Here is a 21,335-nt window from a genome sequence, read left to right as displayed (position 1 = left end):
AATTAGGCGATCGCCTTGTTCCAAGGCACAAGATCCCCGACTTCTTTAAGAAGTCGGGGATCTGAAACTTTTCTTATAACTTTAGTTATATTTCTATTGATTATCTTTAGTGTTCAATTTGAATTTTGCCGTCATAAAGTATGAGCTATAGACCATGAAATTTCACAATTTAATTCAGTCGCCAGCAGGAGGAGATTCAGTACTGTATTTTTTAGACTAGTCAATAAATATTCTCAAGAATTTGGAAACAGCATATGCCCCTTCATAAACTTGAACATTTTGATCCGAATTATCGAGACACTTTTGGTGGAGATGACGTTAAAGCCCTAGATGTATATACTCAAGGGGGAGAGAGAGTTGGCTCAGTTATAGATGTTTTAGTTGATGACGATGGACGTTTCAGGTATTTAATTATTGACACAAACGTAGATTATGTTAATAAAAAAATATTAGTACCAGTTGGTCTTTCCCGTATCAATTATCCTGCAAGACGTGTCTTTGTCGATGGGTTGAACATACGGCAAATAGAAAGTCTACCTGAGTACCAAGAAATCACAAATGTTGATAATGATTACGAAGAAAAAGTACGTAGTGTATTTCGTTCTTCAACCAGTGGTGTGACTTATAATGATACATACAGTTACCAGAAAGAACCAGCTTTATACGAGTTGAATGAGCAATATCATCAAACTTTTAGACTCTACGAAGAACGATTGGTTGCCAATAAACACCGGATCAAAACTGGGGAAGTAGCTGTTGGTAAACATATTGAAACAGAAACCGCACGTGTCACAGTACCTATTCAAAAAGAACGAGTTTTGATTGAGCGAGTTATACCAACAGAAATAGGAACCGTTGACACCAAAGAACTTAAGTTTCAAGAAGGAGAAGTAGCACGCATAGAAGTCTACGAAGAAACACCGGAAATACGCAAAGAAGCGTTTGTGCGTGAAGAAGTCCGAGTTAAGAAGGTAATAGAACGAGACACTGTAGAAGCACAAGATACAATTCGTCGAGAAGAGTTAGATGTTGATACTGCCGGCGAGTTACATGTGCATGAAACTGATACTACTACACATGAAACCATTTAAAATTGGACAGTTATCAGTTAAAAATAGCGTCTAGTAACTGTTAACTATTTATGGTGTAAGTAGCCGTTTAATACACTTGTTGGATAGATTTATAGCGGTTGCCAATTACATGAGGTACAAAAATTTGTAGGGGCGCATAGCTATGCGCCCCTACCTCATACCTCACGAAAGCGAGATGCCATATATTCACAAATCCTAACAGGCACAGTTAGTTTTTATCTTTGCCTGTGTTTTTATTTTTATAAATATAGTTAATATAAAATAGCTATAACTTTTGATAATTAACGCTTAATAAAGTTACTTCGACAGAAAGAGGTAAATAAGTAAATAAATGTCTACCTTAGTAATAAGCAGATGTAAATTAAATTTTTGAGGTTAAATAGAATGGTTCTTTATAAATTAGAAGATTTTGAGCCTAACTACCGCGATAGCTTTGAAGGTCATGATATTAAGGGACTTGGGGTCTATACACAAGGAACTGATGAAAAAATTGGTACTGTCAGCGATGTTTTAGTTGATGACGAAGGTCATTTCCGCTATCTAGTTGTTGACTTAGGTTTCTGGATTTTTGGTAAAAAAGTATTACTACCAATTGGTCGCGCCCGTATCGACTATAACACCGATCGCGTCTACACCATTGGCTTGACTAGAGAGCAAGCAGAAGATTTACCAGAGTTCAATGAACGCCTAGCGCTTGACTACGACTATGAAGAACGGGTGCGTGGAGTATATCGCCGACCCGGAGCCGGAGACTACACCCCTCCTGTAGAAGCATCAGCACCTCTAGAAGCATCAGCACCTGTAGAAGCATCAGCACCTTTAGACACAACTTATCCCACTCCTACTTACAACCGTGATAGTTACACATACGAACACGAGCCTTCTCTATACAATTTAAATGAACAAGATCATCAAACTTTGAGATTGTATGAAGAACGACTAATCGCCAGTAAACAACGTCGCAAAACTGGAGAAGTCGCAATTGGTAAACACGTTGAAACTGAAACTGCACGAGTTGCAGTACCAGTGGAAAAAGAGAGAGTTGTAATTGAACGTGTAACTCCTGCGGATGCGGGTAGAGCTGTTTCTGCACGTGAAGCAGACTTTCGTGAAGGTGAAGTTGCTCGTGTAGAACTCCATGAAGAAACTCCTGAAATTCGCAAAGAAGCATTTCTGCGCGAAGAAGTCAGAGTTAGAAAAGTGGTAGATCAAGACACAGTTGAAGCTCAAGAAACTGTACGTCGTGAAGAATTAGATGTGAGCGCTCCTAACCTTCCCATTGAAGAACGTTAACGGAAAATGGGGACTAGGGACTGGGGAATAGGGACTGGGAATTGTTTTCCTAATACCCAATACCCAGTACCCAATACCCAATACCCAGTCCCTTTTACTAATAGCTAACCGATGGCAAAAAACATTGGACAGGCAAACTCGAACACTAGCACTAACACCTTACTAGCAAATTTAAAAAAGAAGGTGAATAATTTCGTTGTCTTCGATAATCAAGGTGAGCTAGTAGGAAAGGTTCAGGATTTAATTGTGGATGCTAATCATCGGCTAAATTTAGTTATATCTAACCAGGTAAATCAACCAATTCTAGAATCTGGTCAGCATTTAGCCGATAAACATGCTTCTTTATTCCGAGTGCAGAGCCAGAGAATCAAAAAAATCGACAACCCGACTAAATCTGTTTTCATAGACCTAGACAAATCAGAAATAGAGTATATGCCTGAATATTTAGAAACAGAAACACCAGGCGAGCGCAAACTCTCAGAAATATCAGAAAACTCAACTAACCAACTAGCTTATAATCAAATCACAAATAACTTTATTGAATCAACAAATTTAGAAGATATTAGTGAAGAAAAAATTATTCGCTTACTAGAAGAACGACTAGTTGTTGAAAGCAAAAAGCGTAGAATTGGTGAAGTAATTGTTCGCAAGGAAATCGAAACCCGGATGGTACAAGTTCCTGTCCGGCGTGAAAAATTAATCATCGAACAAATTAGTCCAGAACACAAACAACTTGCAGAAATTGATTTAAGTCAAGGCGAAATTTCTGGAGTCGAGTTGACTGAACTAGAAAGAATTGAACTTACACATTTTGACGGCGATTTCACAGTGAGCGGCGAATTGAGTTCACCTAAAATTGCTAGTTTATTATTGAATGCGATCGCACTTGAGAAAAATCACGGATGTAAGCAGGTGCGAGTTACAATTTCTGTTGAAGATGAATCACATCAAAAAAAATACCAGGAGTGGTTTGACCGCTGTTCTAAAGGTCAGCAACCAAAACCTGAAAAATAAATAAGTTTCTAGCAGATAAATTAGTAGGGTGTGCAATGCTCACCCTATTTTTTTTGCTCAGACAAAGAGACGCGATAAATCGCCGTCTGTACAAAAGGTTGTGATTTATGCAACATATTGTAGAGACGCGATAAATCGCGTCTTTTGATTTATCGGGTCTCAAACAGAATTATCAATTACTTTGAGGCGTGTATCTTTTGCGAGTAACTATTGCCAAAAACAATATTAAAAAAGTAAATGTTCCAGCTAAATATAATGGATAGCCATAGGTTTCGGGGTTAGATTTCTGAAATAATTGCTTGGGCTACCGAAGCATTTCCGCCTGTAATTCCATCTAAAAGTCGAGCGAGAAAAAGAATAACTGCTGTTGTTGCTGTTCCAGCTATCAAGTAGCATATTACTGCTACTGTGATCGTTTGTTGTGAGTCGTGTGGGTGGGTCAACAACCATTTACATATTATCATGTATGTGGCGTAACGTGTACACAAGTATGAAAGAAAAGTCATTGCGTTTTCGGATGTCTGAGCGGCGGTACAATAAGCTCAAGCTATATGCCGCTAATAAAGAAAAGACGATGACACAATTGATTGAAGACTGGATTGACCGACTACCGAATCCAGTTATTGACGATTCCTCAACCATCTCACTCCCTGCTGCGCTGAGGGAGGGGAATTCCGCCGAATTAAGTTAAAACTGTAAAACTGAGGGAATTAATAAAAGCAATTAAAGCAGTAATCCAGAAATTTCGATTCATCACAACCTGGTTGTTACTTTGCAACTGCACTGTAACTGAAAACAGCGACTTTTCAACCCTTGTCATACTACCTACTTGTCGTTCTTTTGGCTACCCCAGATGAAATTTCGAGTGAAGCGACTTTCACGCAAGCAACAACAGCGCTTGATCCCACGTATTCACATTCAAGTTCGAGATGGAAAGTTTGAAATTATGGGTATGGGTGCATGGTATTCCTACTGGCGCGATCCCTACCATCTGCTGCTGACGATTTCCTGGACTGGGTTTTTGATCCTAATTTGTGTGTTTTATGTAACTATTAATGCTCTGTTCGCCCTAGCTTACTTGGTAGGAGGAGATTGTATTGCTAACGCGCGACCAGGTTCTTTTTTAGATGTTTTTTTCTTTAGCGTCCAAACTCTGGCATCCATCGGCTACGGTGCGATGTATCCTAAAACCACTTACGCCAATATCATTGTTACCATTGAAGCGATGATCGGTTTGGTGGGAATTGCTGTGATGACCGGACTAGCCTTTGCCCGGTTTTCTCGACCAACCGCCCGCGTCATGTTTAGCCGTGTAGCGGTGATTACAGTTCATGATGCCAAGCCGACTTTAATGTTTCGTAGCGCTAATCAGCGCCGCAACACGATTTTGGAAGCGCAGATGCGAGTATATTTGATGCGCGACGAAGTAACGCTAGAAGGTCAGTTTATGCGGCGAATCTACGATTTGAAACTGCTGCGGCACCAAACACCTAGCTTTTCCTTAAGCTGGTCAGTGGTACATATCATTGATGAGTTTAGTCCTTTATATGGGATGACGGCAGAATCACTAATTCAGACAAATTCGATGTTGATCATTTCTTTGAGTGGTATTGATGAAACGGTTTCACAAGTCGTCCATGCTCGTCATAGTTATAGTCCTAAGGAAATTTTGTGGAATAATCGCTTTGTCGATATCTTTCACGAAACAGCCGATGGACATCGCTACATTGACTACAACCGCTTCCACGATGTCTTGCCTTTAGATGAAATGGGGTAAGAATTCAGAAGTCAGAAGTCAGAATTCAGAATTCAGAAGTCAGAATTCAGAATTCAGAAGTCAGAATTCAGAAGTCAGAATTCAGAAGATTATTTTTAAATCTCTTTGCGTCCCCGCGTCCCCGCGTCCCCGCGTCAGTCCTTTGGTGGTTGTGAAGGCTTAACCACAACCCGACCATTTTCAACGACAGTACAATTCTCACCAGTATTCTTGCTGTGGTTAACTGGCGTATCGTGGCATTGCTTTTGGTGGGAGATATTTTGCTCCTCTTGTTGATTAAGGATGACAACACAAGAGGAACAGGAAGGGAAAGACATATAAAGTATTTTGATCTCTATAATCTATTATCGCTCCATTAAATGCTGTTTGGCTGAAAAATTTACTACTTACAGCGATTTTAACTGGGTAAAATACAGATCGTTGTAGGGATACACAGTTAACTGTGCATACCTACAATAATTATTTGGCAGGGTGTGGATCTGTAACTTAATTCCTTATCACCTCTTGTCATTTCTTCCGTAATGATTTGAATAGGATTTATGTAACGGTTAGACAATGGGTTTTTCTGATGAAAAAATTTTGGCGATACCTGGGTTTAAGTTTCGTATCTACCTTTTTGACTGCTACTCCTGGATTGGGAGCGGAGCGCATTAGCTTTTATTACCCTCCCTTCGGCGAGTTCTCTTTGTCTGTGGACTCGCTGGAAACTTTTGCGAAAACTGGCAAAATCGATGAAGACTTTTCCTTTTATGCCAGCCGCGCCACTCCCGAACAACTCGCCCAACTACGGGATCTACTCCGGCAGCGCTTCAATATTACTCCTACACTGGTATCTCAGGTTACCTACTCACCCATAGGTGAGAAGGTGATGCAACGTATGGGAGAATTACTCCTCACTGAGTCTCGACAAAACGGTTTCTATGCTATACGTGCGGCTTTCATTTTAGCTGCTACTGATCCCCAAGGCTTGACTGTTTTGAATTTGCTGCGGAGATTTCCTAGTCAGACTATCAGGCTGAATTATTCAGAGGGGCTAAGGATAGTCGATAACTTGTCACAACTGCTGGAAAAAAAGGATGAAGTTGTGGCTTTTCTGCAACAAGAAGCGATCGCCCAAGCTGCCAATTCAACCGTTGATTTCTCACAACAACCAGACTTGCGATCGCCAGGGAAATTCACTTGGCAGAAAAAAAGCCTGGAACTAAATGACTTTTCTCGCAATCGCCGTCTCCCAGTAGATATTTATTTACCTGAAGGCAATTCTCAAACCCAAGCAAAACCGCCGTATCCCCTAATCGTAATTTCTCATGGTCTCGCTTCTGATCGCTCTACCTTTGCTTACCTAGCTCAACATCTCACATCCTATGGTTTTGCGGTTGCGGTGCTGGAACACCCTGGTAGTAATGCTGAACGCTTTCAGCTATATTTTGCAGGTTTAGCAGGGCCACCGGAACCAGCAGAATTTATCAACCGACCTTTGGATATCAAGTATTTACTCAATGAACTTGAACGTTTGGACAAATCCGATCCCTCCCTCAAGGGAAAACTTAATTTTCAGCAAATTGGGGCGATCGGTCAGTCTTTTGGTGGTTATACTGTTTTGACTCTCGCAGGAGCGACGATTAACTTTAATCAACTTTACCAAGACTGTAATCCCAACAATTCATACTTTAATTTGTCACTGTTGTTGCAGTGCCAAGCTGCTGAGTTATCCCCAAAAAATTACGAACTCAAAGACGATCGCATTAAGGTTGTCATGGCGATTAATCCCATTGACAGTTCAGTTTTGGGTCAGGGTGGCATCAGTCAAATTAAAATTCCGGTAATGTTGGTAGCTGGTAGTCAAGATATTTTTGCCCCACCGGTCTTTGAGCAGATTCTCCCCTTTACCTGGCTGACTGATTCCAATAAATACCTTGCTTTGATTGAAAACGCCACCCACTTTTCGGCGATCGCCGAACCCACTCCTGAGAACAGTGTATTACCTGTGCCGCCTGCGTTACTAGGCCCCAAACCTACTCCTGTTTATTCCTATCTCAACGCTTTAAGCGTAGCTTTTTTGTCAACCCATCTCCTCAACCGCCCTGAATATCGCTCCTATTTACAGCCGTCTTACGCCCAGTTCATCAGTCAAGAGTCTCTAAAGCTGAGTCTTTTACAGTCCTTGACACCAGATCAATTTAGTCAACTCTGGAATGGCTCAATTCCTCAGTCATTTCGACCATCAAATCCTCAACCTGCGACTTCTCAGGGACAAGAACTAAAACAATAACTTTCAAGAAATATGGGGAGTGGGGAGTGTGCCGCCAGTGCGCCTGCTCCTAACGGGCTAAACGCCCCGTTACCGCTAACAGCAGTCGTGAATAATTACGTATATACACTTAAGGTAGCATTCAAAGAGTATTAGTAATTTTGACTCTCCCCTCGGCTAAAGCCGAGGGGATTCTAAGAAGTTGTTCCGAGGGAGGCTAAAGCCGTCGCTCTCCACTTCTCCAATTTAAGAAGATTAATCCTTCTTGGGGCGATCAAAGACCCTCTAGACACTCCGACAAAGCCATTGTGCTTACTTTTGATTCCGATATTCAGTGAACCATTTAAATCACTATTAACTAAATGTCCATCTTTTGTTCTGTACAATCCACGTTTAATTCGTTTACCAGAAAACTGGTAATATGCGGGATTGTCGGCGTTGTAAACAGGTATCTCATCACCATCAATCGCACTTGCGCTACTGGTGTAAGATTCTTCTTGTTCCTGATAGTTCAACCCGTATCTTTCACACATTGCCTTCAACTTAGAACGCAAACTGTGAAAAGGTATCTGGACAAAGTTTTGATTATTGCGTCCACCAATATTGATTTCTTGTTTGATGCCGGGATTGTACCCCACAATCAAGTTAGCAATACTATTCTGGATGCAGTGGTTCACGATAAATCGTGCTGTCTTGTTCAGGTAATCTCTGACTTGATTATTGCGTTTTGCCGTGAGCTTCACCTGTTGATTAGTGATGCCTTTGATATCCTGCTTATCTTTAATAGATTGCAGTTTGGCGTTACGCTTGTTGAACCACTGGTTAATAGATTTAATTGGTTTACCATCCACAAGGAAGGATGCCCCATTGGTATCAACACAAGCTGCGAGATTATCTACTCCCAAATCAATACTAATAGCACTACCACTTTTAACCTCTATCGGTTCAGGATCAACTTCGCTGATAAATTCAACCTCAAAATATCTAGCATTGTATTTTGGGTGAATGCGAATCTCTTTAAGAGATTCATAATTAATTCGTTTGGGGAAATTAACCCAAATCTCCCCATGTTGTTTTTTGAACTCGTTAGACATTGGAACTCTAAATCTACCATTCTTAATGGCAAGTCTAGGAGTTTTTGGTTTATCTTTCCGAGTCATCCAACCACAAGGTATTATCAGCAAGAAATATCCATCTTTTGGCAGGTAGTTAGGAAGTTTCACTTTCTGTTGATAACTTCCGTTTTTAACTGCACTAATCAATCCGTAGAAGCTTTTAAATGTTCTGTCTACTACTTTCAGTGTTTGCTGTGCAATGTCTGTATTGAGGAACTTGTAATTCTCATTGGTTTTGCACAGATGGTAAGCAGATTCATAGCGCAAGTGTTTACGCTCCTGAAAAAAGTATTGCCGCACCGTGTACAAACCTACGTTATAGAGGTTCTTACTCAGTCGGCACAACTCGCGCAGAGCAACAAATTCAGATTTATTCAGTTCTCTGATTTGGTTCTTTTGCGTCAGATACATCAAACAAGTCTCGCTATAGACACTAGTTTACAGCGAAAGCATAGTCTAGTCAACAAAGAGATACTGCGGGATAAATCCCGCCGTGTCGTTTTTCCTCCCAGGGCTAAAAGCGACTGGGTTTCCAAACTCCCGTAAGGATTTTTATGAATTATGTTGACTTATGGTTTAGATTCCCGACTTCTTAGAGAAGTCGGGGATCTTCTTATTCATTAATAATTGAGGATTGACATAAACAAGGTAACTCTCAAGCATTCCTTTGATAATCTCAAAGCTAAACCCAAACAAATTAGCATTTCTATTAAATTTTGGATATACAAATATGCTGCCGTAATTTCTATTTTAGATCAGCATATAGCCTTTTTTTCTTACGATAAAAAATAACAGCCACAAACCTTTACTTTAAATAAATCAGTAAATATACTGATAGTACTACGCAAATTTTTAATAAAATAAAATTATTACAATCATAAGAAAAATAAGATAGCAATCTTAAATAATGCGTGACAAACAAGGTACTACAATTCTTTGATAAGTTGGCATCTGCGGCTGGAAATTCTTACACATTAAATAGGATTGCTAAATATGTCTTTTTTATTTCTAAGCTGTGACTTAGATATAACAATTTCCTAAAACAGAAATTAATTGTCAGGGCTTTGAGATATTTGTACTTAGGTATTCATAAAAACTTATTTCATAAAATCTTTTGTATATATATACTTGTGTTAACAAGTATTAAGAAATTCTTATTAAAAGATGTTGCAATGACTTGATTTAATTGCTAACGTGTGTTTGTAAACGATGCTGATGAACGCTCAAATCGAGGAGAAATAAAATCTATGAGCTATGTAGATTCAGCCCAGTGTGTTAGTAATTAACGAGTCAAAAACGAGAAATTTCTGCCTCGTATAGACAATTACGAAGGATTGCAGATTAACCAAGAAATATCTCGTTGCTAAAGGGTTTTCAAGTGACTAGGGATTGGGAGCTGGGAACTAGGGAGTGGGAATTAGCGACTGGTGGGATGAGGGGCAGGCAAGAATAATTAATAACCAATGCCCCATAGCCAATGCCCAACGCCCAATGCCCTTTTTGCCCAATCCCTAATTAGATTTTGGAGGATAAAATCAATGGAGATTCAAGGTAAAGTAGCCCTAATTACAGGGGCTTCTCGTGGTATTGGTAAGGCGATCGCTCTGGAACTAGCCAAACAAGGCATCAAGCGGCTGATATTGGTAGCACGCGATCGCCACAAGTTAGTTGAGGTGGCGAACAAAATTGAGGCGATGGGTGTGGAGACTGCGATCGTTGCCTTAGATTTGACTCAGGTAATTGATGTGAATGTCACCATTGCTCAAGTTTGGCGCAACTATGGCCCGATTCATCTGCTGGTTAATTGTGCAGGAGTCGCATATCAAAGCTCGTTTTTGCAATCTAAACTCCCCCAAGTTCAAGAAGAGCTTTCTGTAAACCTATTGGGAATGTACAACCTCACGAGTCTGATAGCTCGACGTATGGCCAGCCAAAGACAAGGGACAATCGTCAATGTATCGAGTCTGATGGGGAAAATTGCAGCACCGACGATGGCGACTTACTCGGCTACCAAATTTGCCATCTTAGGATTTACCCAAGCGTTGCGTCGGGAACTCGCCCAACACAATATCCGAGTGATTGCATTACTGCCTTCCCTCACAGACACAGACATGGTGCGGGACTTAAAATTATTTCGCTGGGTGATCCCCATGACTCCCCAGCAAGTGGCTCAAGCACTCGTCGCTGGAATGCAAAATGATTCAGCAGAAATTTTAGTCGGATGGCAAAGTCATCTAGCTGTGTGGTGCCAACGCCTCGCCCCTTGGTTGCTAGAACTGATTTTACAAATAGCGACTCCGCCAGCGCCAAGAAGACGACAGCCTGAACAAAAACTGAGCTTTTTAACCAAAATCCAGCGTTTTGGCGATTTGCTCTGGTTTAGAAAAAATCAATGTCAACCCAAGTCGCTGTAACTATCCGTATAATGAACACAACCCACAGCCATCAGAACACATGACTAGAGGTACATACAAATTTGCTGCTGCTTGGGAGGGTGAGCTGATTGTATTTGGCGCTTGTAGGCCAGGCCACTCGAATCAACAGGTATCTGATTGGGTTGAGTTCATGAAACAGCAAAATATCAAACGAGTTTGCTGTCTTCTGACGGAAAAGCAACTAGCTCCTTACTCTAATCTTTTAGGCATATATCAACAAGAATTTGGTAGTCAACAAGTTTGCTGGGCACCGATTAGAGATTTTCATTTCTCTAGTTTAGAAACACTCACACAGAAAATACTTCCTTTTTTAGTAGCAGCAGACAAACAAAGTGAAAAAGTAGTTGTACACTGTTCTGGTGGTATTGGTCGCACTGGTCATGTGTTAGCTGCATGGTTAGTTAGTATTCGTGAATTCTCTAATCAAGATGCGATCGCTGGCGTTAAAAAGACAGGCAGAAATCCTTATGAAGCTGCGATCGCATCTGTGTTCAGAGGAAAAAATCCCTTTCAAGTTGTAAAGGAACTTGATGTACTTTTAAATAGTTGCCGTCTAGCAATGCGCGATCGGTAGTATCGTCCAAGTGGGATCGCATAACTAGATATACCTTGTTTCGGAGCAACCAGAAATGCAGACACTACCTACCAATCTCTCTTTTTTGCCCGAAATCATTGATGGCTTACCGAACATTTCTGGTTGGGAAACAGAAATTACCTCTGTAGTTAACCATGATGCACCTGTATTTTTACCAACAACGAATATTAAGTTAGATGAGATAAATGCTGTATTTGCGATCGCCTTACATATGCACCAGCCCACGATCCCTGCTGGATCTGGTGGTACATTCATCAGCCATCTGCAATACATGTTTGAACATTCCAACGAAGGAGATAACCATAATGCAGCGCCTTTTGCTTATTGTTACAGCCGCATGGGAGATTTCATTCCCGAACTTGTAAATCAAGGTTGTAATCCCCGCGTGATGTTGGATTACTCAGGTAATCTGTTGTGGGGACTGCGGCAAATGGGGCGCGATGATATTCTTGATAACTTGAAACGTATTACTTGCGATCGTACCTATCAACCTTATGTAGAATGGCTGGGTACAATGTGGAGTCATGCTGTTATTCCTTCCACTCCCATAGCAGACATTAAATTACATATAATTGCATGGCAACATAACTTTGCCGCAATTTTTGGTTGGGAAGCATTAGCACGAGTCAAAGGATTTTCACCTCCAGAAATGCATCTACCAAATCACCCTGATGCTCTCTTTGAATTCGTCAAAGCGCTCAAAGAATGTGGATATCGCTGGCTACTCGTTCAAGAACATTCTGTGGAAACAATTAGCGGTGAATCTCTCACCCACAAACATTTGCCACATCGTCTGGTTGCCCGCAATTCTCAAGGCGAAACAATTAGTATTACAGCTTTAATTAAAACTCAAGGTTCCGATACTAAATTAGTTGCTCAAATGCAGCCTTATTATGAAGCAAAAACCTTATCTAAACAACAACTAGGAAGCGTATTTGTGCCGCCAATAGTTAGTCAAATTGGAGATGGTGAAAATGGCGGCGTTATGATGAATGAATTTCCTAGCGCTTTTAAACAAGCTTGGTGGGATATGGTAAATCATGGTGGCGGAAAATCAGGTGTTGTTGGGATATGCGGCACAGAATATTTAGAATTAATAGAAGCTGCTGGATGCAAACCTGAAGATTACCCAACTTGCCAGCCAGTAGGACAACATCAGATTTGGCAGCGAATTTCACCAGAAAATTCCCAACCTGAAGCTGTGGAGAATGCCATTCAAGAATTAAAACAAATCAACCCTAATTTTCATATGGATGGAGCCTCATGGACAAATCATATTAGCTGGGTAAAAGGCTATGAAAATGTCTTGTCTCCCATGTATCAATTAAGCAGTTTATTTCATCAAAAATTTGATTCATTACAGCAAATTGATTCAGTAGAACCTGTTACCAAACAATCTCAATACCGCAATATTCTTCTACATAACCTTTTACTGCAAACTAGTTGTTTTCGTTATTGGGGACAAGGTGCTTGGACTGATTATGCAGGGGAAATTTATCAACGAGGTAAAAGCTTGTTGTAAAAGACTTTGTACAGCAGAATTGAGAACTAAAACAGGGTTCATACCTGATTTTGAAACGAATCGTTGTTTTGAATTTGGAACAAAATCTAAGTATTATAGTTCTAACGCACCAAACCCTTAAAAATGGTGCGTTACGCTGTCGCTAACACACCCTACATACAGCGAATTGGAACAGGCGTGAGGTACAGTAGGGGCACAACATGTTGTGCCCCTACCCGTGTACTTCATTTACCTGAAATACGCTGTATCTTTTCAAAAATAAAACCGGATTTCTATACTCTCTAATAGTTATCAATTCTTACAGCCTGAGGCAAATATAATATACTTAAGATATTGCACCTGGAAAAATACACGCACCGTAGAATAAGTTATTGACGAAATATATTCAAGTCTTACTGTAAGCGATGTCTGACGACAAACCGCTTTGCGTCTACGCCATTATAGCTTCTGAACTATTTACTCAATAATCATCCCTGTATCTATTATGACTTCACAAATTTTAGATAAATTTACCACCCTAGAAGAACAGCGGTTTCTGTTACCGGGCTATTACACTTGGGAAGAATTTGAGAAACTTGAAGCTTTAACGGCAGATGCGCCAGGTTTGCGGATAACTTATCTTGATGGGTGTATAGAATTTATGACTCTTGGTGAACAACACAAGCTTATCAAAAGTATTCTGGCTATATTCCTAGAAACATACTTTTTTGAAATAGGCATAAATTTTATCCCTGTAGGTAGCGCTACCCGTCGAGGAAAAGAACAAGGTACTTCTTTTGAGCCTGATGAATCTTATTATCTAGGAGAAAAGAAAGAAAATCCTGATTTAGCAATTGAAATAAATATTACTAGTGGCAGTATAGATAAATTAGAAAAGTACAAGCGCTTTAAAATTACTGAAGTTTGGTTTTGGGAAAATAATCAGTTATCTTTATATCACCTCAGTCATGATAACTATGAACAAATTGCCCAAAGTAAATTATTACCAGAGTTAGATATAAATTTGTTAGTACATTGTGTTTTAATGCCTTCGATAAATGAAGCTAGAAAAGAATTTATCAAAGGCATTCGACAGTAATATTTTCATGCAAATACTTTACAAATGATTATAGAAGGAAAAAATCAACGCATTCAAATAAATTTAGATTTATCGCCAGAACTTTATGAGGCAATAAGCAATCTGGCGCAACATATTCATGGAGATAATGCTGAGGTGCTGTTAAAGGCGATCGCACTTCTAGAAGTTGCAGTAGAAGCCAAGCAAAAAGGCAAGCATATCTGGATTGTAGATGAAAACCAAAACCTAGAAACTGAAGTTATTGGTATCTAAAAAAACGTGACAGATATAAAAGATTTATCAAAAATAATTGCCACCAAGGGTAACAAGCCGCTGGTTCTATCAATAGGAAGCTTACAATCACAAGAAGATGTAGAACTTGAGCGCAAACTTCGAGAACTCAAGTTTAAACAAGAACTTAGGAAAGATTGGATTTTATTTCTTGTTAGGGATGTAGTATTTTTTTCCGCCGCCATTCTTTTTATTTTTGCTGTCAGCGGTTATTCGTTATTCACACAGATTTATAGGTAATTTATCTGCATTGGATTTATAGCGGTTTGCAATTACGTGGAGGGGCGCACAGCTGTGCGCCCCTACTCTGCGGTTATTGAAAAATCTTACAACTCATCTAGCTCAGTAAACTTGCGTAATTAATTTTACAGACGACGAAGCCAACTTGTTACAAGTAAACTCATTGTCATATCCAGCTATTTCGATTATTCCATCAAAATAGTTGAAATTTTCTTCTGCAAGTTTTATGGATTGAAATTTATGAGTACCATTGGAGTTTTCATATTTTCTGTGGCTTTAGTTGCCATTGTTGCTCTCATTCTAATTAATGGCTACAACGATTTAGTAAAGTATCGCAACCGCTACAAAAATGCTTACTCTCAAATCGATGTTCAATTACAGCGCCGTTATGATTTAATTCCTAATTTGGTGGAAACTGCCAAAGGATACATGAAACATGAGCGGGAAACTTTAGAAGCGGTGATTGCAGCTCGAAATTCTGCAATGAATGCTAACAGTCGCGCCGTCCAAAATCCTGGCGATCCCCAAGCGATGCAGCAGTTGGGTAATGCGGAAGCAGCGCTGACGGGTGCGTTAAGTCGGTTCATGGTACTTTCAGAATCTTATCCAGAATTGAAAGCCGATCGCACTATCAGTCAAGTGATGGAAGAATTATCTTCCACAGAAAACCGCATTGCTTTTGCCCGTCAAGCTTTTAATGATGCTGTAACACTTTACAACACCAAAAGTGAATCTTTCCCCAGCAACCTTGTAGCAAATACTTTTAATTTTACTGTTGCAGAATTGCTCCCCGAAGCGAATCCGGAAGTGAGAAATGCTCCCCGCGTGTCTTTTTAGGTGTCTATGAATTTCTTTGAACATCAGGATCGGGCACGCCAAAATACGCAAAAATTAATCGGGTTGTTTTCTCTATCCATCGCAGTCATGATTGTGGCTATTTATATTGCCACTTTATTTCTGTTTCGGATGGCTCCTCGTATTTGGTGGCATTCAGGATTATTTCTCTATGTGGCTGGGATTACAATAATTGCGATCGCTCTTGGAAGCTTATACAAAATTGCCTATCTCCGTGAGGGAGGAAGCATAATTGCTCAGGAGTTGGGAGGAAGACTCCTGCTACCAGAAACCGCCGACGAACAAGGACGACAACTATTAAATATTGTCGAAGAAATGGCGATCGCTTCTGGTATTTCTGTGCCAGAAGTTTATCTCCTCGACAGAGAAACCAGCATAAATGCTTTTGCTGCGGGATTTACGCCCAATGATGCCGTCATTGGAGTCACCCGTGGGAGTTTGCAACATCTGAACCGAGATGAGTTGCAAGGAGTCATCGGCCATGAATTCAGTCACATTCTCAATGGAGATATGCGGCTGAATTTGCGTTTGGTGGGACTGCTACACGGAATTTTATTCATTTATTTAACTGGGGAATTGCTGTGGCGCCTTCGTGCTGGTTCCCGCGAAGATAAGGGTTTGCCTTTGTGGGCGTTTGGTTTAGCACTAATGGCAATTGGCGGGATCGGCTTATTTTGTGGACGCTTGATTAAAGCCGCCGTCTCTCGCCAACGGGAATTTCTCGCCGATGCTTCCGCTGTACAGTTCACTCGCAACCCCAATGGACTGACTGGAGTCTTCCAAAAACTCCAGCATATGGATTCACGTTTGATTTCACCGAGTGCAGAAGCCGCCAGTCACATGTTTTTTGGCAATGCCCTCAACCCTTCTTTTTGGGAAGATATGCTTTCTACCCACCCACCTTTAGCAGAACGTATCCGCCGCGTTGGGGGTGTGAACGTCAGCAACTTACCTCCTATCCGCGATCGCACCCGTTCCCAGGAATCCCTAGCAATGGGCTTTGCAGGTGGCGCCAATGCCACGCCAGAACAGGTAGTCAATCAGGTGGGAACCGTCGCACCAGAGCATTTTGCCCATGCTCAAGCGCTGTTGTCGCAGTTACCAGAATCTTTGCGCTTGGCTGTGCGACAGCAGGAAAGTGCAATGGCGATCGCTTTTGCGCTAGCGTTAGATACAGAAAATATCGAAGTACAAGAACGCCAAATCGCCTGGTTACGCGAAGTGCAGCCCGGAGATTTAGTAGAAAAAACTCTGGAATTGAGTAGCGAAATTAGGCAGTTAGATCCCAGCATTCGCTTACCACTTGTAGATTTGACAGTACCCGCATTACGCCAAAATTCTGCCAAAGAATGCCAAAGGCTCTGCAAATGCGTCCACGGTTTAGTTAAAGTCAGCGGCAATTTATCACTTTGGGATTTTGTGTTGCAGTTAATACTATGGCATCGTCTCCAACCTTGTATCAATCCTACGTCCTCAACAACGGTAGAATTCACCACCATCGAACAAATTTGGCCAGATAGCATCTTAATACTATCGGCACTCGCACGCGTCGGACATTCCGAACCCGATGCTATGGCCTATGCTTTTCGTTCTGGAGTTTTTCGACTTCCCAAAGCCGGAGAACAAGAAAAACCAGATACACCAGTTCCTTGTAATTTTTCTGATATTAAGAAAAGTATCGAACGCCTTCAGCTTGCTAGTCCCAAACTCAAGCAAGCTATTATTGATGCCTGTGCCCATACGGTACTCTTAGATAACAAAGTTACTCCAAAAGAAGCAGATTTATTAAGAGCGATCGCTATGACATTAGACTGTCCCATTCCGCCATTTTTAAATTCTCAACGTGGCGTTTTAAAACAAAAATAATCTTCTCCAAATGTCAGTTAAAGCACAATTAATTTATTACTTATCCCGTCTAAATAGTATCATATTGTACAAAAAAATGTTACTTACATATAAGTATTAATTTACTTAAAAAGTTTGGACAAAATACCCACTTCCTTAGCAATTTCATAAATTTGATTGCTATAGTAGATTACAGCGCTTTTCAAGGAATTGAACTACACCACTCCCCATTACCTCTCTCAATCGTGGTCAAATACCTGAAAATTGCTGTAAATAACTATTCTTGCAAGGATTTTAAAGTTGTGCGGGATGATTTACAGGGCTTGGAAATTAGTCATAATGAACTACAAAAGCTGACTAATTTACCTGTCAATGAGGAGTTGTTAATTATTACAAATATCTTGTTAAACTTCGGAAAAATATATATACAAAAACTCAAAGGTTCCGAAGGAGCAACTGTAATATTTATTGGATTTTCTACGTTCGTTTTTAGTTATATTTTATTTGACTTAATCCTGAAAATATTTGTTTCATGGATAACAATACCATCCTGGATATTCTTAATTATCTTAGGGCTTTGGGTTGGTGGGTTGACGCAAATTATACTGTATATGCTATGGAAAAGGAGAAACAAATTTGTCAAACTAAACATGAATAATTCTCTACAAATCCTCTTAAATGATGTTAGTAGATATAATGCTATTATTAAAGCAATAGATATTAATGACCAAATAGAAGAAGCTGGTAACCCAGAAGTGGTTATCAAAGAAAGGGAGAGTGTGATCGCAGCGCTTAAACTCACAAAAGCTGATTTAGTTCGCGCTTTGAAGACAGAAAGGATTTTGAGGGAGAATAAAAACTTTATTCTTAGTAATACAGAACTATTCATCAACAATTTAGCAACTTTAACAGCCATGCAAGTACACGAACAGGCTACTGAGCATGGAAGGTTACTCAACGAAGCATTACAAATTGCATTAGATGTACAACATGAAATGAAAAAATTACAGAGTCAGCCTTAAAAAGAAGAATGGGGAGCAGGGGGAGCAGGGGAGGCAGGGGGAGAGAAAGAAACAAGTGTATTTATGGGTATAACAGTCGTAAAAAATACTAAAATTTTCTCTTCACTCCCCCTGCTCCCCCTGCCTCCCCTGCCTCCCCTGCTCTCTTCACCATGATCTTTTCTATAATCCTTCCCAGGACTGCGATCCCCGGTCTAACATAAATATTATTCATGAAGCGATCGCTTATCCACATGGACTGGAAAGAAATTAGAGGTAACTGGGTAGTCATTCCCCGAAATCCCATAGGTATCATCCATTTCTTGGGAGGTGCTTTCGTTGCCACTGCACCCCACCTGACTTATGGCTGGCTACTTGAACAAATGGCAAGTAAAGGTTACGTTGTAATTGCTACACCTTTCGTAAATACTTTGGATCATACTGCGATCGCCAAATCCGTGCTGCTCAACTTTGACCGCACCCTCGAACGCTTACATGACTCTGGGGTATTACGCAAGCTTTATTTCCCCATTTATGGCGTTGGACACAGTATGGGCTGTAAACTTCATTTATTAATTGGTAGCCTTTTTCAAGTAGAACGCGCAGGTAATATTTTAATATCCTTCAACAACTACGCCGCTAAAGAAGCTATTCCCCTAGTAGAACAATTCAATTCAACTTTGAAAATCGAGTTTACTCCCTCACCATTGGAAACCAACAGACTTGTCCTAGAACGATACAATATTCGGCGCAATTTATTAATAAAATTTAGCAATGACACCATTGACCAATCGGCAGCTTTAACCAAAATCTTGGAACAACGCTTTGGTGAGATGGTGACAGCACAAACGTTAACAGGAACTCACACAACACCTCTAGGTCAAGACATCAAATGGCAAACTGGAACATCTTTCACTCCCTTTGATGCCTTAGGACAATGGTTCAAGCAAGAAGCATACCGCGACTTGAATCAGCTAAAAAGCGCCATTCTCTTGTGGCTAAATCCGCTTGCAGCTCCATAATGTTTTATGACTGTCAAAAAGTCATAAATTCGACGGAAAAAGAAAAATATGTTAGTACTATGAATACAGTAATACTACTAGCATATTACTTAATTGCGATCGTCATATTACCTATCTCTTACTTTGCGTTGTTTACGACAGCAGTCGTTCATTTGAAAGATAAAAAAGGCCGTACTGCCTCTTTTTTGCAGTTAATTTAAAAAAATTAAGTATTTTTTTAGCGGCAAGGGAGTAGTCCATATCATATTTTATTTTTCTATGTTTACAGCAAATTATTAATTAGTGGTTCCTGCAACGTTCTATGTATCAAATACTAATAATTGATGACGACCATTCAATCAAAATACTCCTGAAAAGGATGTTGGAAAAACAGGGTTATGAGGTAATTGCTGCCAGTAGCGGCGAGGAGGGAATAGAAAAGGCACTCGCTTGTCGTCCAGCACTAATTATTTGTGATTGGATTATGCCGGGGTTGAATGGTCTGGAAGTCTGCCACCGCATAAAAACAGACCCAAAATTTTCCACCACATTTTTTATTTTATTAACATCCTTAGATTCCGTTGCCGATTGTGTTAAGGGGCTAGATGCTGGCGCTGATGATTTTATCTCCAAACCGATTGAGCATAATGAATTACAAGCACGAGTAAGAGCAGGATTACGCCTGCATCAATTAAGTAGAGATTTGCAGACTCAAAAGTTGCTTTTAGAATCAGAAATGTCAGAAGCCGCAGAATATGTGCGATCGCTCCTGCCTTTTCCCATGACTGAACCCTTCAACATAAATTTTCGATTCATTCCCTCACGACAACTCGGCGGTGACTGTTTCGATTATTACTGGCTTGATGCCGATTATTTGGCAATTTACTTGTTGGATACTGCTGGACACGGACTCAAAGCCACTCTTCCCTCTGTTTCAGTGATGAATTTGCTTCGTTCTCGTGCCCTCAAAAGTCTGAATTACTATCAACCTAGTGATGTCTTAAAAGCTTTGAATGATACCTTTCAGATGAATTATCAAAACGACAAGTACTTTACAATTTGGTACGGCGTTTACAACCGAATCAATCGCCAGTTAATTTATGCTAGTGCAGGTCATCCACCTGCAATTTTAATCACCGGCACATCTCCTAGAAAAGCCGAAGTTAAATTCTTGAAAACCCCAGGAATGCCAGTTGGGATGTTTCCAGAAGCAAAATATATTGATGGATTTTGCAATATTGGAAAATTCAGTACCCTTTACATTTTTAGTGATGGTGCTTATGAAATCACTAAATCAGATGGCACACTTTGGAGTTTAGATGCTTTTATTCAGCTACTACTTAGCTTACAAAATTCTGTTGATAGCCAACTCGATCGGGTACTGAGTTATTTAATCGCTCTCAACTCCAAAGATAGTTTTGATGATGATTTATCTATCTTGCAAATTAAATTTGATTAATTAAGTTTTGGACAATAAAACCTGATTAAATGCTTCTTGGTTAGGAAATATTTCAAATATTTTATCCATATTAGTCAGTTCAAATAATATCCTGACCTGCTCATTAATTGAACAGATAACAAGCTTAATATCCGCTGCTCTCAAGGTTTTGAAAGCTAACACCAAAGCTCCCAAACCTGAACTATCCATAAAAGTTACATCCTGAAAATCAAGTAAGACAATTTTCACACCAACTTCGAGAATTTTAGTAATACTTTGTCGAAATTCTTGTGAAGTTGTGGCGTTCAGATTACCACTGAGTTTAATAATTTTGACTTCTTCTCTCATAATTATTTCACGCTGATTTGTGTAAATGTTGTTCTGATTTTGCTATTATATACCGTTAGTAGAATTTTTGAATGATCAAAAAATAAAAAATCAAATTCATTCTTGATAAGTTCATGCTATCTACCAGTAAAAATATCCCAAAAAAATTTTAAATAATCAGTATTTA

Annotated in this window: 20 protein-coding genes; 17 read left to right on the top strand and 3 right to left on the bottom strand. The window is 40.0% G+C overall.

Annotated elements, in window-relative coordinates:
* Positions 1-254: 254 nt before the first annotated feature.
* From IQ276_RS28775 to IQ276_RS28755, 5 genes are all read left to right on the top strand, one after another.
* On the top strand, positions 255-1,091 hold the full coding sequence (locus tag IQ276_RS28775; protein ID WP_190876388.1) for a DUF2382 domain-containing protein: 837 nt from the start codon (positions 255-257) through the stop codon (positions 1,089-1,091).
* Between the two features lie 384 nt (positions 1,092-1,475).
* Positions 1,476-2,384: a DUF2382 domain-containing protein gene (locus IQ276_RS28770; RefSeq protein ID WP_193913883.1), complete on the top strand. Its 909-nt coding sequence runs from the start codon at positions 1,476-1,478 to the stop codon at positions 2,382-2,384.
* Positions 2,385-2,495: 111 nt separating this feature from the next.
* On the top strand, positions 2,496-3,398 hold the full coding sequence (locus IQ276_RS28765; RefSeq protein WP_193913881.1) for a DUF2382 domain-containing protein: 903 nt from the start codon (positions 2,496-2,498) through the stop codon (positions 3,396-3,398).
* 490 nt (positions 3,399-3,888) lie between these two features.
* Positions 3,889-4,089 carry a hypothetical protein gene (locus IQ276_RS28760; protein ID WP_193913879.1) on the top strand — a complete coding sequence of 67 codons (201 nt, stop codon included), beginning with the start codon at positions 3,889-3,891 and terminating at the stop codon, positions 4,087-4,089.
* Between the two features lie 162 nt (positions 4,090-4,251).
* The gene (locus IQ276_RS28755; RefSeq protein WP_193913877.1) at positions 4,252-5,175 is read left to right on the top strand and encodes an ion channel; all 924 of its coding nucleotides are present in this window, start codon (positions 4,252-4,254) and stop codon (positions 5,173-5,175) included.
* Between the two features lie 134 nt (positions 5,176-5,309).
* Here the strand turns inward: IQ276_RS28755 and IQ276_RS28750 are convergent, their stop codons facing one another.
* Entirely contained in the window at positions 5,310-5,492 is a 183-nt protein-coding gene (locus IQ276_RS28750; RefSeq protein WP_193913875.1) for a hypothetical protein, read from the bottom strand.
* Positions 5,493-5,743: 251 nt separating this feature from the next.
* On the opposite strand from IQ276_RS28750, the gene IQ276_RS28745 reads away from it, so the two are divergent.
* A complete protein-coding gene (locus tag IQ276_RS28745) occupies positions 5,744-7,447 on the top strand; it encodes an alpha/beta hydrolase (RefSeq protein ID WP_193913873.1) in 1,704 nt (567 codons plus the stop codon).
* Between the two features lie 173 nt (positions 7,448-7,620).
* Here IQ276_RS28745 and IQ276_RS28740 read toward each other — a convergent pair whose 3' ends face one another.
* Positions 7,621-8,952: an RNA-guided endonuclease InsQ/TnpB family protein gene (locus IQ276_RS28740; protein ID WP_193913871.1), complete on the bottom strand. Its 1,332-nt coding sequence runs from the start codon at positions 8,950-8,952 to the stop codon at positions 7,621-7,623.
* Between the two features lie 1,127 nt (positions 8,953-10,079).
* Between IQ276_RS28740 and IQ276_RS28735 the strand changes: the two genes are divergently transcribed.
* The 11 genes from IQ276_RS28735 to IQ276_RS28685 all read left to right on the top strand — a co-directional run bounded on the left by IQ276_RS28735 (position 10,080) and on the right by IQ276_RS28685 (position 20,842).
* Entirely contained in the window at positions 10,080-10,955 is an 876-nt protein-coding gene (locus IQ276_RS28735) for an SDR family NAD(P)-dependent oxidoreductase (protein WP_190876396.1), read from the top strand.
* A 40-nt stretch (positions 10,956-10,995) separates the two neighbouring features.
* Complete coding sequence (locus IQ276_RS28730; RefSeq protein ID WP_193913869.1) at positions 10,996-11,550, top strand: protein-tyrosine phosphatase family protein; 555 nt, start codon at positions 10,996-10,998, stop codon at positions 11,548-11,550.
* Between the two features lie 55 nt (positions 11,551-11,605).
* Complete coding sequence (locus tag IQ276_RS28725) at positions 11,606-13,093, top strand: polysaccharide deacetylase family protein (protein ID WP_193913867.1); 1,488 nt, start codon at positions 11,606-11,608, stop codon at positions 13,091-13,093.
* A 484-nt stretch (positions 13,094-13,577) separates the two neighbouring features.
* Entirely contained in the window at positions 13,578-14,171 is a 594-nt protein-coding gene (locus IQ276_RS28720; protein ID WP_193913865.1) for a Uma2 family endonuclease, read from the top strand.
* Between the two features lie 24 nt (positions 14,172-14,195).
* The gene (locus tag IQ276_RS28715; RefSeq protein WP_193913863.1) at positions 14,196-14,423 is read left to right on the top strand and encodes a DNA-binding protein; all 228 of its coding nucleotides are present in this window, start codon (positions 14,196-14,198) and stop codon (positions 14,421-14,423) included.
* Between the two features lie 6 nt (positions 14,424-14,429).
* Complete coding sequence (locus IQ276_RS28710; RefSeq protein WP_193913861.1) at positions 14,430-14,681, top strand: hypothetical protein; 252 nt, start codon at positions 14,430-14,432, stop codon at positions 14,679-14,681.
* 240 nt (positions 14,682-14,921) lie between these two features.
* Complete coding sequence (locus tag IQ276_RS28705) at positions 14,922-15,518, top strand: LemA family protein (protein WP_190876402.1); 597 nt, start codon at positions 14,922-14,924, stop codon at positions 15,516-15,518.
* A gap of 6 nt (positions 15,519-15,524) precedes the next feature.
* Positions 15,525-17,402 carry a M48 family metallopeptidase gene (locus tag IQ276_RS28700; protein ID WP_193924418.1) on the top strand — a complete coding sequence of 626 codons (1,878 nt, stop codon included), beginning with the start codon at positions 15,525-15,527 and terminating at the stop codon, positions 17,400-17,402.
* A 281-nt stretch (positions 17,403-17,683) separates the two neighbouring features.
* Complete coding sequence (locus IQ276_RS28695) at positions 17,684-18,403, top strand: hypothetical protein (protein WP_235116352.1); 720 nt, start codon at positions 17,684-17,686, stop codon at positions 18,401-18,403.
* 233 nt (positions 18,404-18,636) lie between these two features.
* On the top strand, positions 18,637-19,404 hold the full coding sequence (locus IQ276_RS28690; protein ID WP_190876506.1) for a DUF1350 family protein: 768 nt from the start codon (positions 18,637-18,639) through the stop codon (positions 19,402-19,404).
* Between the two features lie 301 nt (positions 19,405-19,705).
* Positions 19,706-20,842, top strand: coding sequence for a PP2C family protein-serine/threonine phosphatase (locus IQ276_RS28685; protein ID WP_190876404.1), 1,137 nt, complete (start codon positions 19,706-19,708; stop codon positions 20,840-20,842).
* Here the strand turns inward: IQ276_RS28685 and IQ276_RS28680 are convergent, their stop codons facing one another.
* A complete protein-coding gene (locus IQ276_RS28680) occupies positions 20,843-21,169 on the bottom strand; it encodes an STAS domain-containing protein (RefSeq protein ID WP_193922689.1) in 327 nt (108 codons plus the stop codon).
* Positions 21,170-21,335: the final 166 nt, after the last annotated feature.

The sequence above is a fragment of the Desmonostoc muscorum LEGE 12446 genome (genome assembly GCF_015207005.2).
Taxonomy (GTDB): domain Bacteria; phylum Cyanobacteriota; class Cyanobacteriia; order Cyanobacteriales; family Nostocaceae; genus Nostoc; species Nostoc muscorum.
Note: the sequence above shows the minus strand (reverse complement) of the source record. Positions and strands in the feature narration are given on the sequence as shown.